A 17818-nucleotide genomic window follows, 5' to 3' on the forward strand; every position below is an offset into this window, starting at 1 on the left:
TGCGGAGAATGCCCCTGTGAACCCAAATAGCTCTAAACAAGTTCAAGTTAACTTTTCGGGCCTGGGCTGCTGGCTCACCCTGATTGGGGTGGTCTGGCTGCTGGGGGCCGTCGGTCTGGGCTGGCTGGTGAAGTCGCTAGCGGTGCTGGTGGTGCTGTTACTGGTGGCCCCGGTGCTGGGGTTTATTGGGCTGCGATTTTGGCTGCGGCGCAACCTGGTGCAGGCTGCCTGTCCGGTGTGCTCCACCAACCTAACGGGAATCAAGGGGGCCGAAACTCGCTGCCTCAACTGTGGTACCCCGCTGCACGCCGAGATTGACGGGTTCTCGCGAGTGGCAGAAGAGGGCACCATTGATATTACGGCGGTGGATGTCACCGTTGAGGCCAAACCCATTTTGCCCGAGGGAGATTAGTACTTGACTAGGGCGAGTGGTGACAGGCTTTAACCACTTGGGGTTTGGGTTTAAGGCAAGCCATGCACCTAAGACCTTGCACCCTGAACCTTACTCCCCACCAACTCATCACCTCGTTTTGGCAGACTCCTAGCCCGGCTACGGTTAACCGCTATGTCGAAGTGAGTCTGTGTTGTTAGGATAGATACCATAACGCTATAACCCTGGACCCCATCCCTATGCCCGCCGCCATTCAAGTCGAAAAAACCAAGCTCAAGCAGCCGCCTTTGGAAATTCATACCATGGGCGATCGCGTGCTGCGCCAGCCCGCCAAGCGGGTGGCCAAGGTCGATGATGAAATTCGCGCCCTGGTGAAGGAAATGCTGCAAACCATGTACAGCGCCGACGGCATTGGTCTGGCAGCTCCCCAGGTGGCGGTCAACAAGCAGCTGCTGGTCGTTGATATCGATCCTGAGAACGCTGCGAACCAGCCCTTGGTGCTGATCAATCCCCAAATCGTCAAAGTTTCTAAGGACATTGCCACTGGGCAGGAGGGCTGCCTTAGCATTCCCGGCGTTTACCTTGACGTAGTTCGCCCTGCGGCGCTAGAAGTTGCCTACAAAGACGAGAATGGTCGCCCCAAAAAGCTCCAGGCCAACGAGCTGCTGGCCCGCTGCATTCTCCACGAGATGGATCACCTTGCCGGGGTGCTGTTTGTTGATCGGGTAGAAAACGCCTTGGCCCTCAACCAAGAGCTGAAAAAGAACGGCTTTTACGCCAAAGATGTGCAGCCGATCACAGCCCGCTAATCGCTTTAGGGCCGTGGTATGCTGCCTCGTTAGGGCCAGGCAATTGGCCCCCTTAGCCGTTTAGGAGAAACCCTGTGACCCCCAAGAGTGGCCTGTTGTTGGCTGGTTCCTGCGTTGCGGCAATCGCCGCAGTGGGCTCGATCTTTGAACTATCCTCCGGTAGCCCCGACTGGGGCACGGTGCCGACCACCGTCATCCTTGGTCTCTGCGTGCCGTTGGTGGGCGTCTTGTTTTACGCGGCCGTCAAAGACGCCAAGGCCAACCAAGAGTAAGTCCATGGTTCTAGCCGCCTGCCTTAGAAGTCCTGGCAATTTTTGGCATCCTTCCTCTCTAAGCAGCGTCTACTATAGAAACCATTCATAGAGGACGGAGCCATGGAGCCGAACCAAGATACTCCTTTGCTGAGCCGGCGATCGCTGTTGGCCGCCACTGCTGCTGGCTCACTGGCCGTGCTGCTGAGTCGCCCGGCCCAGGCCTACGAGGTGGTGCTCAACCCCACGGCTCCAGAGCTGGGCGACACCATCTCCGTCATTGTCACTCCCAGAGATCCGGCTGCTACGACACCCCCTAAGGTGACGGTCAACGATAGCCTTGAGTACCCTACCTTTCCCATCAGCGGCAATCGGTTTCGGGCGCTAGTGCCCACCAGCCCGCTGAATCCTCCTGGTCGCATGGTGATTCGGGTGATCGGCACAGAAGAGACCCGCAACCTGGCAGTGGGGCTCAAAAATCGCAACTTCCCCACCCAGCGCATTACCCTGTCGCCTAGCCAGAGCGACCTGGGCACTCAGCACGAGTTCGACCGAGTTGCGGCATTTAAGAATATCGTCAGCCCCGAGCGCTACTGGAATGGGCCGTTAGTGCGACCCAACGAGGGCCGCACTAGCACCCAGTACGGCGTGCGCCGCTACTACAATGGCGTCTTTGCCCAAGACTACTACCACCGGGGCCTTGACTACGCCTCTCCCACTGGCTCGCCTGTGGTGGCTCCCGCTGCCGGACGGATTGCCCTAGTGGGACGGTTAGCGGACGGATTTGAGCTGCACGGCAACACCGTGGGCATCGACCACGGTCAGGGGGTGCTGAGCATCATGATTCACCTTAGCCGTATCGATGTTAGCGAAGGGGCCATGGTGCAGCCAGGGCAGGTTGTTGGAGCTGTGGGCAACACTGGCGCAGCTACCGGACCACACCTGCACTGGGGGCTGTATGTCCACGGGGTGTGTGTAGACCCAACTCCGTGGCGCGATCGTGGGTTTGAGTAGATCAGATGGGTGGATGGGTAAGGGGTGATAGTGTGTGCACTGCTCAACATCTGAAACAGCATTTTCAAACGATCGCCCCATGAACAATTCCAGTAGCAGCTACGAAATCTTGGCTCAAACCCAGCGGCAGCGGGTGAGCGATGGAGAAACGGTGCCTTTGATGAGGGGCTGTGAGGGATCGGCTCAAACTTTGGTGCTGGTGTGGCCTCAGCTAGGCGACTTCGATAGCTTAGAGTATGCCTGGTGGCTGCAGCGAGAGACCGATACCCTGCGCCAGCGGGGTATCGCCGTGCGGGCTGTGAGCATCGGCGATCGCGCCTCCGGCCAAAAATTCTGTGACTATACCGGCTTTCCTGCTGCATCTCTGTTTGTCGATCAAATTGCTGCCCTGCACCGCGAGCTGGGCCTATATCAGGGGCTTACCCTCAACCTGCCGGGCTTGCAGCCTGGACCAGCCGCCTGGCTGAATTTGATGCTGATGTGTGCGGGTATTGCCAGCCCAGGGACGCTGAGGGAAGTGCTGCGGGGCTATACGGGCGATCGCCGCGCCCCTCAGCTCATCGGTGACGACGAAGTGGTCAAAGCCGGACCACTGCCGCCGCTGACCGGCAAAGCTTTCGCTATTGTTGGAGGCAGCGGCTTTCAGCGACCCATAGAACTGGCCACTCTGCGCCTGCGCAACATGACTGAGGTACTGAGTAACTGGAGCACCTACGTGCCCAACGCTGCCTACCTCACCCAGCGAGGTGGCACCTTTTTGTTTGATGGACAGGGAAATTTGCTGTACGAACACCGCGATCGCGGCGTTCTCGGCTTTGCCGCTACCATGGCCAACCCCCTCGCCTTTTTGGACGACCTAGCTCCCGTGGTGAATATTTCCTAGCGATCGCCCAATACCGACACCAGCCGCCATCCTGATAACCTTGAGGTTTGACATGGGTTGGTTGCCGTGGTTGAGCCTTTAGAGCAGCTGCTAGAAGAGATTGTCCTCCTCACCACGTTTTGTTTAGAGGCAATTTCGGTGCTGTGCGTCGTGGTCGGGCTGTTTAAAACGGCCCTTCTAGCCGCCCGTCTGATCCAGCGGCACCGGGGCGACGAGTTTCCTTTCAATCAGGTGCGGCTGAGGTTTGGGCTATGGCTAGCCCTCGCCCTAGAGTTTCAGCTAGGGGCCGACATCCTCTCTACCACCGTGGCTCCCACCACCCAAGACCTGATCAAACTGGCCCTGATTGCCGTCATCCGCACCTTCTTGAACTACTTTTTAGGCCGAGAAATGGCTACCGAAATGGCCTTGGTGAAGGAGCAGCGGCAGTTGGACAAGGACGTGACGGAGTAGGGAGTAGGGGGTGAGGGAAATAGGGAGAGTGGAGTGAGGGGATTTTGAGTTTTGAGGCTACACCCTAAGCCAAAAATTCAAAATTCAAAACTAAACGTTTCTCCTCCGGAGATGCTACACGAACAAAATTCCCTCCCCCATCACTCCCCTACTCTCTTACTCCCTCACTCCCCTACCCCCCATCTCTTCGTCCTCCTCCCCCCAGTTCGACTCCGATCGCGGTGGCAAGTTTTGCAGCAGCACCTTGTCCACTCGGCGACCGTCCATATCGACAACCTCAAACCGCAGCCCTTCCCATTCAAAAAAGTCACCGGCATTGGGAATGCGACCCATGTGCCGAATGACAAAGCCCGCCAGGGTGTGGTAATTGTCTTCGTCTTCGCTCAGTTCTTCGCGGTTGAGCAGGTCTTTTAGGTCATCTACTGGCAGTAGTCCGTCGAGCAGCCAGGAGCCGTCATCCCGCTGGGTCATCATCGGGTCTTCGGCATCTTCTAGAGAAGGTAGATCGCCCACGATCGCCTCTACCACGTCGTTAAGGGTGACTAGCCCCTCGACGCCGCCGTACTCGTCGAGCACCATGGCAAAGTGGGTACCCGAGGCTTTAAACAGCTCTAGCACCTTGAGCACATAGGTGCTCTCAGCCACAAACAGAGGCGGTTGTACCAGGCTAAGCAACGTCGTTGGCTCGGCGTTTTGACTGCGGTAGTTGGGCAGCAGGGCCTTAAGAGACACCACCCCCACGCAGTCGTCGATGCTGTTCTTGCACACCGGAAAGTGGGAGTGGGCACTCTGCATTACCAGCTCGCTGTGTTCGGTGAAGGAGGCGTCTACATCCAGCCACTCAATGTCGGTGCGGGGGGTCATGATCGAGCGAATCGGGCGATCGCCCAGTTGCAGCACCCGCCCCATCATTTCTTGTTCGGCTACCTCAAAGGTGCCAGCTTCGGTGCCCTGGTCGATCAGCAAGCGCAGTTCTTCTTCAGTGATAGCCGCGTCAGGGCGTTCCTTGAGCCCCATGAGGTTGACGAGAAAACTAGTTGACATACCCAGCAGCACCACAAAAGGAGTCGCTAGTCGAGACAGACTCTTCATGGGGCCAGCCACCTGGCAGGCAATGGCCTCGGGATAGCTGAGGGCAATGCGCTTCGGCACCAGTTCGCCCACCACCAGCGATAGATAAGTAATTAGCCCTACCACGATCGCCAAACCGAGCACATCGCTGTAGGGAGCGAGAACGGGCACCTGATTAAGGATCTGGCTTAGATTGGCGGCCACTGTGGCTCCCCCCAGGGCACCGCTGAGAATGCCAATCAGCGTAATGCCAATCTGTGCGGTCGATAGAAAATCGTTGGGGTTGTTGGCCAACCTGAGGGCCAGTCGTGCCTTGGCGTTACCTCGCCGAGCCTGGTGTTCTAGGCGAGCCTTGCGAGCCGACACTAGGGCGATTTCTGACCCTGAAAACACCCCATTGGCCACGATCAGCAGAAAAATGAACACACTTTTGAAGGCAATATCGGACATAGGGGGAGGTTAACGACGAAAAAGGAAGATAACAGTGAGCTAGCCTAAACCACAAAACCGTATGACATCTATAACAGGTTTACTACTCTGTATTGAACGGCATATCCGCCTGCTGTGGTAAAACGATTTAGTTGCTGGCTCCCTATCCTATTCCCTGAGCTGTTTTGCTGACTGTCAATCGTATACTGTCCCCCGATAGGGCCGCCCCTGTAGTAGCCACCCTGTCACTGACGGCGAGCGATCGCGCCAAATCGCGCCACCGCTTCGCCGCAGACGATGGCACCGCCGTCTATCTCAACCTGCCGCGCGGCACCGTACTGCGCGGGGGCGATTTGCTCGGAGGCAATGCTGAGACAGTCATTCGCATTGTGGCTAAGCCAGAGCCGGTGGTAGTCGTCAAGGCCCACTCCAGCTTTGACCTAATGCGGGCGGCCTACCATCTGGGCAACCGCCACATTTCGTTAGAGCTAGCCCCAGACAGCCTCAAGCTAGAGCCTGACCCCGTGCTCGAAGCCATGCTGCAACAGCTGGGTAACTTAGAACTCACCACCGCCACCCTGCCCTTTGAGCCTGAGGCTGGGGCCTATCGCACTGCTGCCCCTAGCCCCTACGGCCACAGCCATGACCACAACTAAGGCCCAAGCCCTGCTGCGGCTGTTACAGCTCACCAGCCCAGCCTTGCCGGTGGGGGCCTACAGCTATTCTGAAGGGCTAGAGACCCTGGTTGAGCAAGGGGTGATTGCGACTTCGAACGACATGCTGCACTGGCTTACCCAAGAGCTGACCTACGGCTTGGTCGTTCTTGACAGTGCCGCTGTGGGGTTAGTTCATAGTGCTGCCGCTCAAGCTGGTTTGAGGGCTCAACCGGGAGAGGCCACTACCGAGGCGATCGCCCAGCTCAACCACCAGCTCTCGGCCCTGCGCGACAGCGAAGAAACCCGCCAGCAGAGCTGGGATATGGGCCGCGCCCTGGTGCGTATGGGCACCCATCTACACCCCGATCTCAAACCCTGGTTTAGTGCAGCGGGCAGCCCCTGTAACTTTGCCGTGGCCTTTGCCCTAGTGGCGGCCCGGTGGGAGATTGATGCTCTGTCGGCGGTGCTGGGCTATCTGCACAGCTGGGCTGCCAATCTGGTGACCAGTGCGGTCAAGCTGATTCCCCTAGGGCAGACCGTCGGGCAGGAGATGCTGCTGGAGCTGTACCCATTGCTGGAGGAGACGTGCGATCGCGCGATCGCCACCCAGGCCCTAGACGAACTCTCTCTCAGCAGCTGGGGCACATCGCTGGCCACTATGCAGCACGAAGTTCTTTACACACGTCTGTTCCGAAGTTAGAAGTAGTTCCAGGGGCCGAGGCCAAGCTCAAGGTTTCACCTGCACCCCTGAACCTAAACCCTTATCCCCTAAACCTTGGCATCTGGCTCTACCCAGCGCCCATCGGCCTTAATCAGGTTGATCAGCTCCGCCACCCCCTGATCCTCCGGCACCTTCTTAATCTCGTCGCGGCCCCGGTACAGCGAAATGTAGCCAGGGGTTTTGCCCACGTAGCCGTAATCGGCATCGGCCATTTCACCCGGCCCATTGACGATGCAACCCATCACCGCGATATCCAGCCCGGTGAGGTGTTTGGTGGCCTCGCGCACCTCATGGAGCACGTCTTCGAGGTTGAATAGGGTGCGACCGCAGGAGGGGCAGGCCACATACTCCACCATGGTTTTGCGCAGTCCCAGCGCCTGCAAAATGCTGTAGCACACGGGAATTTCTTTTTCTGGCGCTTCGGTCAGCGAGACGCGAATGGTGTCGCCAATGCCCTGGGCTAGCAGGGTGCCGATGCCAGCGGTGGATTTGATCCGGCCATACTCGCCATCACCCGCTTCGGTCACACCCAGGTGCAGGGGGTAGTCCATGCCCAGCTCATCCATGCGGTGGCACATCAGCCGGTAGGCGGCTACCATCACCGGCACGCGCGAGGCCTTGAGCGAAATTACCAGGTTGCGGAAGTCGAGGGATTCGCAGATGCGAATAAACTCTAGGGCGCTCTCCACCATGCCCTCGGGGGTGTCGCCGTAGGTAAACAGCATGCGCTCGGCCAGCGACCCGTGGTTGACGCCAATGCGCATCGACTTACCCTGGTCGCGCAGAGAGACCACCAGGGGCTCAAGGGTTTCGCGAATTTTGGTGCCGATGTCTTCAAACTCGCTCTGGGAATAGCCGGTGCGGCCTGCCTGGGGCTTTTCAAACACGTAGAGGCCGGGGTTAATGCGTACCTTATCTACATGTTTGGCTACCTCTAGGGCAATCTTCATGCCGTTGTGGTGCACATCGGCCACTAGGGGCACAGGCTGGTACGTGTCTTCGAGAATCTTGCGAATGTCGGCGAGGGCCTTGGCGTGGGCCATGCTGGGCACGGTGACGCGCACAATTTCGCAGCCGATCTCATGCAAGCGGCGAATGGCGGCAGCAGAGCCCTTAATATCTAGGGTGTCTTCGTTGATCATCGACTGCACCACCACCGGGTTGCCGCCGCCGATGGTGATACTGCCCACGGGCACCGGGCGAGTTTTGCGGCGGTGAATGGTGGTGTCGAAGGGATCGAAGGCGTTAGATACAGAAGCTTGGGAAACGGGATTGGGAAGCGTTTGCATAGCCTGGGCTCAATGGTTGCCGGTGCTTAGATTTTGGGGAGCTTGGGCCGGTGCTGACCCTCACACATCCACCTCCCAGAGTGCCACAGAATGGCCGCTAGAGGATGCTAGAGCCGCAAATACTGGCCCCAAATTGAGCTAAATGTGCTGCTAGATGCATTGCCCTTAAAGCAATGGCTGCACCCCTTGATAGGTGTCGATATTAATCTGCTGAAGCCGTTCGTAGGCGCGATCGATGGTACGTTGCCCCCGCAAAAAGCCTGTGCTCGCCCCCGGACAGATGTGGGCTAGAGTATCGCTTGAAAAGCGGGTTTTTAGCGCCTCCACCTGCTGGAGCTGGCGGGGCCAGTGGAAGGTTTTGGAGAGGCGCAGCGGCTCTGGCTCACCCGTTCGGCTGGGCAGCAGGTGCCGTCCGGTAAATAGTAGGCCGCCATAGGCGCGGTAGTAGAGGCAGGCCGACCCCGGCGAGTGACCCGGCGTCCAAAAGGCTTCCATCTCGGAACTAAATGTAAAGCTGTGGTAAAACGTGGTGGTAGGGGTGTCTGGCAATAGGTAGGCCTCCTGCTCTTGCATCACCACCTCACAGCCCAGGGCTTTTTGAATAGCTGCGGCCCGACCCATGCCGCCCCGATGGGTAATGAACAGCCGTTGCACCCCACCCTGGGCCGCCAGCCAGGCGCGGTTGTCCTCATCCCAGGCCGGAGCATCAATGAGTAGATTGGCAGGCAGGCCCTCGGCAGTGTTGTTTACAATGAAGTAAGCCGTAGCTCCCTGGGTATCGCGGTTGGGAGCAAAGGCATAGACGGTGTCAAACACCGGGCGCGGAGCCTTGGGGCTGGGGGATGAAACCGGCGCTGAAGCTGCTGTCATGGAGACGGGTAAGGGGTGAGAAAAACCGTTGAAACGCCTATACTAGCTGAATCGCGCCCCCGTCGCCCGCGCTAATTTCGTTGGATCAGCCGCCTTAAAACGGTGATTCTGGCTTCGATCGTTGCACTCCACTGGCTACTCGATGGTGTTTTTCTGGCTTATAGTTCTTGGTCTGCTGACCTATGTGCTGCTTCAGCGCAGCGTTAGCCGCATCACCCGTACCCCCGTGTGGCTGCTGTGGGTGGTGATGATGCTGCCAGCGTTTATTCTCACCGCCTGGGTAATGGTCAACGGCAGCGAAAAACCCGCCCCCACCGGGCTGCTGCTGGGTCTGTTTATTGCCTGCCCGATTCTCTACTGGGCGCTGATTCAGAAAGGGCGCATTGACCCACCCAAAGCGGCTAACGCCGAGGGCGCGATCGCAGACGCCAAGTTACTGACACCACCGCCTAAGCCCGTCCCGCGCCCCATCGACAAAGACGAAGAGGCGATGCTGCAGGGCTGCTTCCCCTGGTCGGTGTACTATCTGCAAAACATTGAGTATCGCCCTCAAGCCATGATCTGCCGGGGCCAGCTGCGCTCTACGCCCACTGTGGCCTACGACACCGTGCGCGAGAATATTCGCCGCCACTTCGGCGATCGCTTCTTAGTCCTCTTTCAGGAAGGTCTTCAAGGCAAGCCGGTGTTTGCCCTGGTGCCCAACCCTCAGGTGGAGAAGGGCGATCGCAGCAACCAAACCCTAACCCGCCCAGGGCTGGCCCTGGGCCTCCTGCTGGTCACCTTGTTTACTACTACCGCCGTAGGCACCTACCTGGCGGGTGTTACTGAAGAACAGCTCCAAGCCACGCCCGCGCTCATTCTGCAGGGCTTGCCCTATGCTTTGGGGCTGTTGGTCATTCTTGGCTGCCACGAGATGGGTCACTACCTGGCCGCTCGCCGCTACAAAATGCGGGTCACGCTGCCCTACTTCATTCCGGTGCCGTTTTTCTTGGGCACCCTGGGGGCGTTCATTCAAATGAAGTCGCCGGTTCCTAACCGCCGTGCCCTGTTTGACGTGGGTATTGCCGGGCCTTTGTCGGGGCTGGTGGTCGCGGTGCCGCTGCTGCTGTGGGGGCTCAGCCAATCCACCATCGTGCCCATTCCCGAAAGTGGCGCTAGCCTGCTGAACTTTGAGGCCTTAGACCCCAAGGCGTCCCTGATGCTGACCCTGCTTTCTAAGCTGGTGCTGGGGTCAGCGGTGGCAGCCGATGAGGCGATTCACCTGCACCCGATCGCGATCGCTGGTTGCTTAGGTCTGGTGGTCACCGCCCTCAACCTCATGCCCGTGGGCCAGCTCGACGGTGGCCACATCGTCCACGCTATGTACGGCCAACGGATTGGCAGCATTGTGGGCCAGGTGGCTCGACTGCTGGTGTTTGGCCTCGCCCTGGTGCACCCTGAACTGATGATTTGGGCAATTCTGCTGTTCTTTATTCCGGCGGCAGATCAGCCCGCCCTCAACGATGTCAGCGAGCTAGACGACCGCCGCGACATGCTGGGACTGGTAGCCTTGACACTGCTGGTTATGATTGTGCTGCCAGCACCGGGCATTCTTACCCGGCTGCTGTATTAGCCCCAGGGCTGCCTGTTGTTCTGGTAACCGCCATGTCCCAAGACCTGACCCAGTGGATTACGGAGGTTCGCACCCTCCAGCGGCAGCTAGCCGACACCCAAAAAGAGCGCGACCAAGCCTATAACAGCGCCGCCAACTGGCGTCGTCTCTACGAAACCGAAGCTCGTCAGCGGCGCGAAGAGGCCGCAGAGTTTCAGAACCAGATCGACGCCCTTCAGCAGCGCCTCGACGCCGACCCCAGCACCGTGCTGGAGAAAGATTCAGATCTGTCTACCGTTAACTCGCTTCAGGAGCTGCAGCAGCGGCTTGATGGACTGGTGCAACAGTGCCAAGACCTCACCCAAAAACTGCAGGCTGAGCAAGCAGCCCACGCCCAAACTCGCCAAACCCTGACCGCTGCCCTGGGCGACACCTTCGATGCGCTGAAGTAGGGACGTTCCTACTGCGCCCCTACTCCCAGAAGTCGTGAGGGTTTGCCCCTAGCCGCCTGCCACAAAGATGTACCGCAGCAAGAAAATAGCAGCCAAAATCCACATACCGATGGTGGTCTGCGAGGTTTTGCCCTGGAAGGCTTTGATAATAGGATAGGCAATCAGCCCCATAGCTAGACCTTCAGCAATAGAGAAAGCCAAGGGCATCATAATGATGGTCAAAAAGGCCGCGATCGCATCGGCGGGTTCATCCCAATCGATGTTCTTAGCTGCAGATATCATCAGCACCCCCACAATAATCAGCGCCGGAGCGGTGGCAAAGGCCGGAATGCCCTGTAACAGAGGAATAAACAGCAACGACGCCAAAAACAGCACCGCGACCACCAGGGCCGTAAAGCCGCTACGGCCCCCCTCGGCAATGCCCGAGGCTGACTCAATGTATGTTGTCACCGTTGAGGTGCCCAGCACGGCCCCAGCAGTAGTGCCAACGGCGTCGGCCATAAACGCCTTTTCCACCCCAGGGAAATGGCCCTCGCTGTTGATGTAGCCAGCCTTAGAGCCCAACCCAGTCAGGGTGCCAATGGTGTCAAACAAATCCACAAACAGAAACACAAAGACAATGCTGACCATCTGCCAGAAGTTGATGCGGAACAGTTCCCCCAGCCCGACAAAGGCCTGACCAAACAGATCGATCGGGGCCGGAGGCACTGCCATCAACCCCGTCGGCCAAGGCGACACCCCCAAAACCCAAGCCAACACCGAAGTTCCCAAAATCCCCCACAGCAGCGCCCCCGTCACCCGCCGAGCGAATAGCGCTGCGGTGATGGCTAGACCGAGCAGGGCCATGGCCGTTTGGGGCGATCGCAGGTTGCCCAAAGCTGTCAGCGTGGCTTCCGATGGCACAATAATGCCCGCGCCTTTCAGAGCAATGTAGGCAATAAACAGACCGATTCCCGCCGTGGTGGCGTGCTTCACCGCATCGGGAATGGCCTCCACAATGTGGCTACGCAAGTTAGAAACGGTCATGAGGATGAAAATGACTCCCTCAATTAGTACCGCTGCCAGGGCCACCCGCCAGTCGATTCCCAGACCCAGCACCACCGTAAAGGCAAAGTAGGCGTTGATGCCCATCCCAGGAGCTAGGGCAAACGGCAGCTTGGCGTAAAGCGCCATGACCAAGGTGGCCAGCGCCGACGACAGGCCCGTGGCCATCACCAGTTCCCCAAACAAATCTCCCGACTCGTTGAGAAAGATCGCGTTCGACAAAATAGCTGGGTTCACAATCAAGATGTAGGCCATCGTGACGAAGGTGGTCAGCCCCGCCAGCGATTCAGTGCGAAAGTTGGTGCGATGGCCCGCAAAATCAAAAAACTCAGCAATTCTGTTTCCCGGCCCCGAATTTGGTGGCGCCTGGGGCAGTTGTTCAGTAGGCTGGCTCACGGTAGACCTCCTGATAGGTGGATAGGCAGTTGGCCATATAGACCCACAAGGCCCATAGACTCAGCCTTAGTCCACGACATCTAACCCCTGTGGATCTGCTATCAGAGCTACAATCTCTGCTTTTTTCATGCAGTTATCTTCCCTAGCTCAATTCCTAAAGTTAGACGCTGGAAGCTTTGATCGAGCCATGATCACTTTCGCCAGGGCCAGCGAGTGCCCATTTCTGTAGCCGCTGACCAACCTAGATACAGCACCAGTAGGGCAACGCCTAAAAGAAAAGGGCCAAGATTATCGGGCATAGCTAGGGTCTCTAGGGTAAACGAAGCTGCCCTTTAAACCCTAGACTATGGCGATCGCACTCACTGCCAGTTCAGTGCTCACCGATCGCAGAGAATGCCACACCGCTCTAAACACCTTAGGCACACAGAGGCGATCGTCCCACTTGTAGAAGTAGAAGCCTCAACCCTTCATCAGCACTGCTAGCCCGTGGGGGGCTTATTTTGGGCACCCTAGGCCGGTTACCTTTGGATTAGAAGCATGGACGCCTTCGACCTTTGGGCTATGGCCCCTAATTACTACGGTGAGTGGGACAGTATTGCAGTAGCTATGGTGCTTTCCCTGGGGCTAGGTTGGGTACTCGCTGGCTTCCCAGGCGTCCCCCGCACCTGGCTCAACGACGACTGGCGGCAGTAAATCACAACAGCCTTCAGTACTGTCTTAGGGATTCGCAGGTGATTAAGGCTACGACAGAGCCCTTTCTAAATTCTTAACCCAGCTGCAACTACGGTTGGCTTTCTCAGAAGCCCAGCGAGTGAGGGCATGTGAGACTGCGAGCGAGTCGGAACGGTAGCTAAGGCATCTCCATTCAATTATTTTCCCCAGCGCCTCCTTACTTGCTGGTGTTGGGAAAAATAATCACTGTTCTAACTCCAGGCTAACCACTGGAGCGATCGCTGCTCCAGATGACTCGTTTGCCCGGTATGGAGAGGAATGGCAACCAGCTACTACAACAATGAGCTAATTCTAGGCTCGGTGCAACGTCAGGTTTTTCGTTTGCGTTCTGCTCTAGCTGCTTTGAGTTCTCTGCTCTTTAATTCGGCTGCTTGAAACGTCAGGTTTTTTGTTTGCGTTCTGCTCTAGCTGCCTTGAGTTCTCTGCTCTTCAATTCGGCTGCTTGATAAGCATGCACGTAGTCTTTTCCTCCTAGCATCACGTCACCGTAATACTCGTAGGGCGGAGCACCGTAAATCGGCAGCGGAGGATCGTCTGGGTAATCTTCTCGGGCCTCTTCAACAGAGGCTTTCAATGCCTTGACGCTAAAGCTTTGGGCGGGAAAGTAGTAGATTTCTTGCCGAGCCCTATTTATATGCGGTAGCGTTGGGTCGATAATATCTTCACCCAATTCAATCCAGGCGTGTTCGATAGGCTCATACTGCCCGTTATTCAAAACCACAAACCCTTGGACGTAGGTTGCTCCAGTCAGTGTCAGCACAGCTCGATGGGTGTTTTCAAAGGGAGCGCCTGCTTTGCTTTTAATTTGTTCAAAAATTTCGAGGGAAAGGGGTTCATTCAGAGTTGGGGGCATTGGGCATGATTTTAGAGTCGCTACTGCAGATCGTAAGCATCTGCGCTGCGTATGTCTATTGCCGCTAGGCCGATGTTCAGGTCGTTTAGTGAGTGCTAGCGCCAAAAGGTTCAGCCGTAGCGGGTTGGGGTGCGATCGCACTTGGGATACTAGGTAAGCCTGCTCAAGCAATGCAGCCTTAGGTTTGTCGCTGGCTCGGTGTAGATAGAACCTCTATGGGCGACCAACACAGGGGACGCTATTTTACGCCTCTGACCCGGCGCAAGGGGTCCCCAAACTGCGTTAGACCGTTCTAGTGGTGCTTCGTCTTGGGATATGGTGAGGTTGTACCTCGACAAACTCTTATGGCTTCAATCCTTGCGGGTCTTTTGGCGATCGCGTTGTGGGCTTGCCCAACTTGGTCAGCTTTTGCGATCGCAGCGCCTACCCCTCATTCCCTCGGTGCCATTCCTGGCTTATCAGAAGCATTTGTGGGAGAGACGCCCGAACTAGGGATTCAAGGTGGCAAGCTGTTTCCTTGTCCGTCAACGCCAAACTGTGTCGTTAGCCAAGGTGCTGACAAAGACCACGCGATTGCGCCAATTGCCTACACAACCAGCCGGGAAAAAGCTCGTGAGCTACTAACTAAAGTGCTGGGTGTTGTGCCGCGTACTGAGATTGTGACCCAGCAGGAAAACTACATCCGAGCTAAGTCCACCAGCCGAATTATGGGGTTTGTAGACGATACTGAATTCTACTTGCCCGAGGATGAGCCAGTTATCCACGTTCGAGCAGCAGCCCGCTTAGGAGAATCTGATCTAGGCGTGAATAGACGGCGGTTAGAGCAGATTCGCTTTGCCTTGCAGGACTTAGGTATTTAGTTGGTCGTAGCCAGCGTTGGCAAAGCCGCCTGAAAGAGCATCGCATTTTAGTCTCTCTCGAGAATTCCTTATAGTTTTCTCAATAAAGCGTTTGAATGTTTTGTTTTTGAAGTTGGCTAAAACGTTATAGCCACTATAATAAACTTCAATTTTTGTGAATCCACTAGGAACTGTAGTGGCTAGTGAGATACCGCTAGATTTAGCCACGATGCCGTTTGGCTTTACACAAGCGTGGCCTAATGCCCGATAAGGTTTGAATTAACAGTAGCCTCAGTAGAATGACGTGATCTGTGCCTCAGGAGAACCTAATTCCTTCAATGCGGTGAACAAGCTGCTTTCTGCGGTGCTGGAAATAAACTCAGCATCGTGATTTTATCTACCATCAAGCCAGTGGAATAGCCATGTTACGCAAGTATGTCATTGATAGCCCTAAGCCTGGCAACAGCTAAAAGGCAGGTTGTACGATATTAGCAAGGCAGTGACGACTCAGCACTGAATGACTGTATACAGTGATTTCAAGGAGTAGTCGGCATGATTAAAACGCAAGGTCTAGCATCAGTCTTGGTTTTAGCTTCTATAGTGGCCGGTGGGTTAGGATGGCGCTGGCGACAGCAAGCGCAGCGGCTTCAGTCATTGAGAGCGCTGCCCACACCACCAGGTCATTGGCCCAGTGGCAATGCCTTAGAATTAATTGCTTTGGCTAAAAACGGTAGGTTTTCACAGAAATTTCTGGAATGGACCCAGCAATATGGCCCGTTGTTCGTAGTTTGGCTCTTTAATAATCCAATTTTGATAGTATCAAAACCCAAACTGATCGAGCAAATTCTTGTCCAGGGTCAGAGTGACGGCATCTTTGCCAGGAGTCCTAATTTTTACGGAGCCTACCAAGATGTCTTTGGAGTTCACATCGGCAATCAAAAGGGTCAAGAATGGAAGTGGCGACGGCAGGCAGCTGCCCCGTCATTCAAACCCAATCAATTTTCGCAAAAGCTAGACGTGATTGTTGATAGCTGTATGGGTGTGGTGGATGACATTCAGCATCTCGTTTCAAAGCAGGAGATTGTTTGTGTCGACTCACTCTTTGTCAACTTAACTATGGGAGTAATTGCCCATTTCCTTTTGGGGGTGTCGCTGGATGGTAAACCAAACTTCGAGGGAGAGCCCCCCTTTGAGCCGCAGAAATTATACAAAGCCTTAGCCGTGCTGGAAAAGCAGGTGTTGCTTCAGTCTGCGGGCAAAAGCAAATGGCTAAAGTATTTGCCGACTAAGGAAGGGCGCACATACAAAAATGCTCAACAATACATAGAAAATTTCCTTGCACCTCGCGTGGCTATGGCGCTACGGTTGGCTAGAGAGCCCAACGCTCAGTCTATAGCTGGGGTCAGTCAGCAGTTTCGAACCTCGATGCTGATTCAATTCGCAAAGAATCCCCAACACAATCTAGAAACTCTAGTTGCTGAAGCGAAAGCCTTCCTTTTTGCTGGTCACGATACCACGGCTCATACTTTATCATTTGCTGTCGGAGCCCTGGGGGTGACCCCTATGGTACGCCAGAAAGCCCAAGCTATTGTTGACGGAATTTGGCAGCAGGAAGGCTGCCTTAACACCTCGGCCATTAAGAAATTGACCTATGTTGAGGCAATTGTTAAGGAGACAATGCGGCTTTATCCCGTAGCCCCTGGCATTCCTTTAGTAGCCACTCAAGATACTGAAATTGGCGGCATACAGATTCCCCAAAAAACAGGTATAGAACCCTTTTTCCTAGGCGCGGGTAGAGACCCCGAAATGTATCCCCACCCGGATGAGTTTCGCCCAGAGCGCTGGCTTCAAGCAGATGAAGCAGAGGGCATGCTTGGGAAACAGCCCCTCCACCTTGGCTTTTCTTTAGGGCCACATTACTGTCTCGGGGCTCCCTTAGCGCTTTTGGAAGCTACGATCATGCTTGCGGCTTTGCTGCACTACTTTGACTGGGAGTTGGTTAATGGTTCTACATCGCTAGAACAGTTTGATCAGAACTTGACTATCTTTCCGCGCGATCGCATGCCAGTAAGGTTCCAAGTGCGCTCATCCACCTAGCCACAGGCAAAATCACTAATTAGCCAACAGGGCCAGCATAGTCAGTTCTCACACGATTGAGATACTTTAAAGCCCTATCGACGTTAGGAGAATGAATTAGTTTATGCTTCTAGGATTCTTTCGTTAGATAAGCTATAGCCATAAAGGTTGAGACGTTGCAAGGTTAAGCACCTCTTCTATAGCAGCCCGTAAACCCTAAGCATGGGGTAGAAGCTTGCGAATTCTGTTTTTCAACCAACCCCAGCACTTCTCAATTCGGTTGAGGGCAGGGAAATAGGTTGGCAGACAAAGGAGTCTGCCTCCTGCGGCCTCAATCAACTGAGCAATCCGTCCGCCGTGGTGAAACGTGGCATTATCAAGGATCACCCAGTCTCCTGGTCGTAACTCGGGTATTAAGCAGGTCTCCAGCTACGTTCAAAGACACTTCGGCTGCACATCCCGTCTACTATAAACGGCGAATCAGTTGATGCTCAGGGTACGCAGTAATCACGTTTACTCGCCCTTGCCTGCCCAAATTTGAGGTTATATAGCAATCTCTGGACAGATCCGGCAGGTCAACGAAGGCTTGGTCAATGACTTGCCAAAAGGGTTGGCCATCTATCCAAGGATTGCTATATTCCGTCTACTGCATATAGAGATGGCTCCACTGAAAGCATGCAAAAAGCGCCCCCCATGTGGGGAGCGCTCTTGTGCTAGTCAATCAGTGGGGTAGTCGTTGCAGACTAGCCGATGATTTCAGGCGCCTCAGCGGTAGCGAGGTCGAGGGGGAAGTTGTGAGCATTGCGCTCGTGCATCACTTCCATACCCAGGTTCGCCCGGTTGATGACATCCGCCCAGGTGCCAATCACACGACCCTGAGAATCCAGGATGGACTGGTTGAAGTTGAACCCGTTGAGGTTGAACGCCATGGTGCTGATGCCCAAGGAGGTGAACCAGATGCCAATCACAGGCCACGCACCCAAGAAGAAGTGCAGTGA

General features: G+C 55.8%; 18 protein-coding genes and 2 pseudogenes. 13 read left to right on the top strand and 7 right to left on the bottom strand.

What is annotated here, in order from left to right:
- Window positions 1-16 precede the first annotated feature (16 nt).
- The 6 genes from H6F59_RS17670 to H6F59_RS17695 all read left to right on the top strand — a co-directional run bounded on the left by H6F59_RS17670 (window position 17) and on the right by H6F59_RS17695 (window position 3801).
- Window positions 17-412, top strand: a complete 396-nt coding sequence (locus H6F59_RS17670) for a hypothetical protein (RefSeq protein WP_190517146.1) — start codon at window positions 17-19, stop codon at window positions 410-412.
- 218 nt (window positions 413-630) lie between these two features.
- Complete coding sequence (gene def, locus H6F59_RS17675) at window positions 631-1200, top strand: peptide deformylase (protein ID WP_190702959.1); 570 nt, start codon at window positions 631-633, stop codon at window positions 1198-1200.
- A gap of 74 nt (window positions 1201-1274) precedes the next feature.
- Complete coding sequence (locus H6F59_RS17680; protein WP_190517140.1) at window positions 1275-1472, top strand: hypothetical protein; 198 nt, start codon at window positions 1275-1277, stop codon at window positions 1470-1472.
- 102 nt (window positions 1473-1574) lie between these two features.
- Window positions 1575-2465, top strand: coding sequence for a M23 family metallopeptidase (locus tag H6F59_RS17685; RefSeq protein ID WP_190702962.1), 891 nt, complete (start codon window positions 1575-1577; stop codon window positions 2463-2465).
- Window positions 2466-2544: 79 nt separating this feature from the next.
- Window positions 2545-3348: a peroxiredoxin-like family protein gene (locus tag H6F59_RS17690; protein WP_190702965.1), complete on the top strand. Its 804-nt coding sequence runs from the start codon at window positions 2545-2547 to the stop codon at window positions 3346-3348.
- A 66-nt stretch (window positions 3349-3414) separates the two neighbouring features.
- Window positions 3415-3801 (top strand): DUF1622 domain-containing protein, encoded by a 387-nt coding sequence (locus H6F59_RS17695; protein WP_190702968.1) that lies wholly within the window; start codon window positions 3415-3417, stop codon window positions 3799-3801.
- Between the two features lie 156 nt (window positions 3802-3957).
- Here H6F59_RS17695 and H6F59_RS17700 read toward each other — a convergent pair whose 3' ends face one another.
- Window positions 3958-5322, bottom strand: a complete 1365-nt coding sequence (locus H6F59_RS17700; protein WP_190702972.1) for a hemolysin family protein — start codon at window positions 5320-5322, stop codon at window positions 3958-3960.
- A gap of 164 nt (window positions 5323-5486) precedes the next feature.
- Between H6F59_RS17700 and ureE the strand changes: the two genes are divergently transcribed.
- Together ureE and H6F59_RS17710 are read left to right on the top strand one after the other, a co-directional pair.
- Window positions 5487-5957: an urease accessory protein UreE gene (gene ureE / locus H6F59_RS17705; protein WP_190702976.1), complete on the top strand. Its 471-nt coding sequence runs from the start codon at window positions 5487-5489 to the stop codon at window positions 5955-5957.
- The gene (locus tag H6F59_RS17710) at window positions 5944-6657 is read left to right on the top strand and encodes an urease accessory protein UreF (protein ID WP_190702980.1); all 714 of its coding nucleotides are present in this window, start codon (window positions 5944-5946) and stop codon (window positions 6655-6657) included. Before ureE ends, H6F59_RS17710 begins: the two co-directional genes overlap by 14 nt.
- A 68-nt stretch (window positions 6658-6725) precedes the next feature.
- On the opposite strand, the gene ispG is transcribed toward H6F59_RS17710, so the two are convergent.
- On the bottom strand, window positions 6726-7967 hold the full coding sequence (ispG, locus tag H6F59_RS17715; RefSeq protein ID WP_190702985.1) for a (E)-4-hydroxy-3-methylbut-2-enyl-diphosphate synthase: 1242 nt from the start codon (window positions 7965-7967) through the stop codon (window positions 6726-6728).
- Window positions 7968-8132: 165 nt separating this feature from the next.
- The gene (locus H6F59_RS17720) at window positions 8133-8837 is read right to left on the bottom strand and encodes an MBL fold metallo-hydrolase (RefSeq protein ID WP_190702988.1); all 705 of its coding nucleotides are present in this window, start codon (window positions 8835-8837) and stop codon (window positions 8133-8135) included.
- A gap of 142 nt (window positions 8838-8979) precedes the next feature.
- On the opposite strand from H6F59_RS17720, the gene H6F59_RS17725 reads away from it, so the two are divergent.
- Window positions 8980-10449 (top strand): site-2 protease family protein, encoded by a 1470-nt coding sequence (locus H6F59_RS17725; protein ID WP_190702992.1) that lies wholly within the window; start codon window positions 8980-8982, stop codon window positions 10447-10449.
- A 32-nt stretch (window positions 10450-10481) separates the two neighbouring features.
- Window positions 10482-10880 (top strand): hypothetical protein, encoded by a 399-nt coding sequence (locus tag H6F59_RS17730; RefSeq protein ID WP_190702995.1) that lies wholly within the window; start codon window positions 10482-10484, stop codon window positions 10878-10880.
- Window positions 10881-10928: 48 nt separating this feature from the next.
- Here the strand turns inward: H6F59_RS17730 and H6F59_RS17735 are convergent, their stop codons facing one another.
- Window positions 10929-12320 (bottom strand): NCS2 family permease, encoded by a 1392-nt coding sequence (locus H6F59_RS17735; RefSeq protein WP_190702998.1) that lies wholly within the window; start codon window positions 12318-12320, stop codon window positions 10929-10931.
- A 537-nt stretch (window positions 12321-12857) separates the two neighbouring features.
- Between H6F59_RS17735 and H6F59_RS17740 the strand changes: the two genes are divergently transcribed.
- Window positions 12858-13013 carry a hypothetical protein gene (locus H6F59_RS17740; protein ID WP_190703008.1) on the top strand — a complete coding sequence of 52 codons (156 nt, stop codon included), beginning with the start codon at window positions 12858-12860 and terminating at the stop codon, window positions 13011-13013.
- A gap of 418 nt (window positions 13014-13431) precedes the next feature.
- Here the strand turns inward: H6F59_RS17740 and H6F59_RS17745 are convergent, their stop codons facing one another.
- On the bottom strand, window positions 13432-13905 hold the full coding sequence (locus H6F59_RS17745) for a hypothetical protein (protein WP_190703011.1): 474 nt from the start codon (window positions 13903-13905) through the stop codon (window positions 13432-13434).
- Window positions 13906-14249: 344 nt separating this feature from the next.
- On the opposite strand from H6F59_RS17745, the gene H6F59_RS17750 reads away from it, so the two are divergent.
- Window positions 14250-14765 (top strand): DUF1499 domain-containing protein, encoded by a 516-nt coding sequence (locus H6F59_RS17750; protein WP_190703015.1) that lies wholly within the window; start codon window positions 14250-14252, stop codon window positions 14763-14765.
- 531 nt (window positions 14766-15296) lie between these two features.
- A complete protein-coding gene (locus H6F59_RS17755; RefSeq protein WP_190703027.1) occupies window positions 15297-16841 on the top strand; it encodes a cytochrome P450 in 1545 nt (514 codons plus the stop codon).
- 195 nt (window positions 16842-17036) lie between these two features.
- On the opposite strand, the pseudogene H6F59_RS26495 reads toward H6F59_RS17755, so the two are convergent.
- A pseudogene (locus H6F59_RS26495) lies at window positions 17037-17349 on the bottom strand (transposase); the annotation flags it as partial.
- Window positions 17350-17563: 214 nt separating this feature from the next.
- Window positions 17564-17818 (bottom strand): annotated as a pseudogene (locus tag H6F59_RS17765) (photosystem II q(b) protein); the annotation flags it as partial.

Source organism: Nodosilinea sp. FACHB-141, from assembly GCF_014696135.1.
Taxonomy (GTDB): Bacteria; Cyanobacteriota; Cyanobacteriia; order Phormidesmidales; family Phormidesmidaceae; genus Nodosilinea.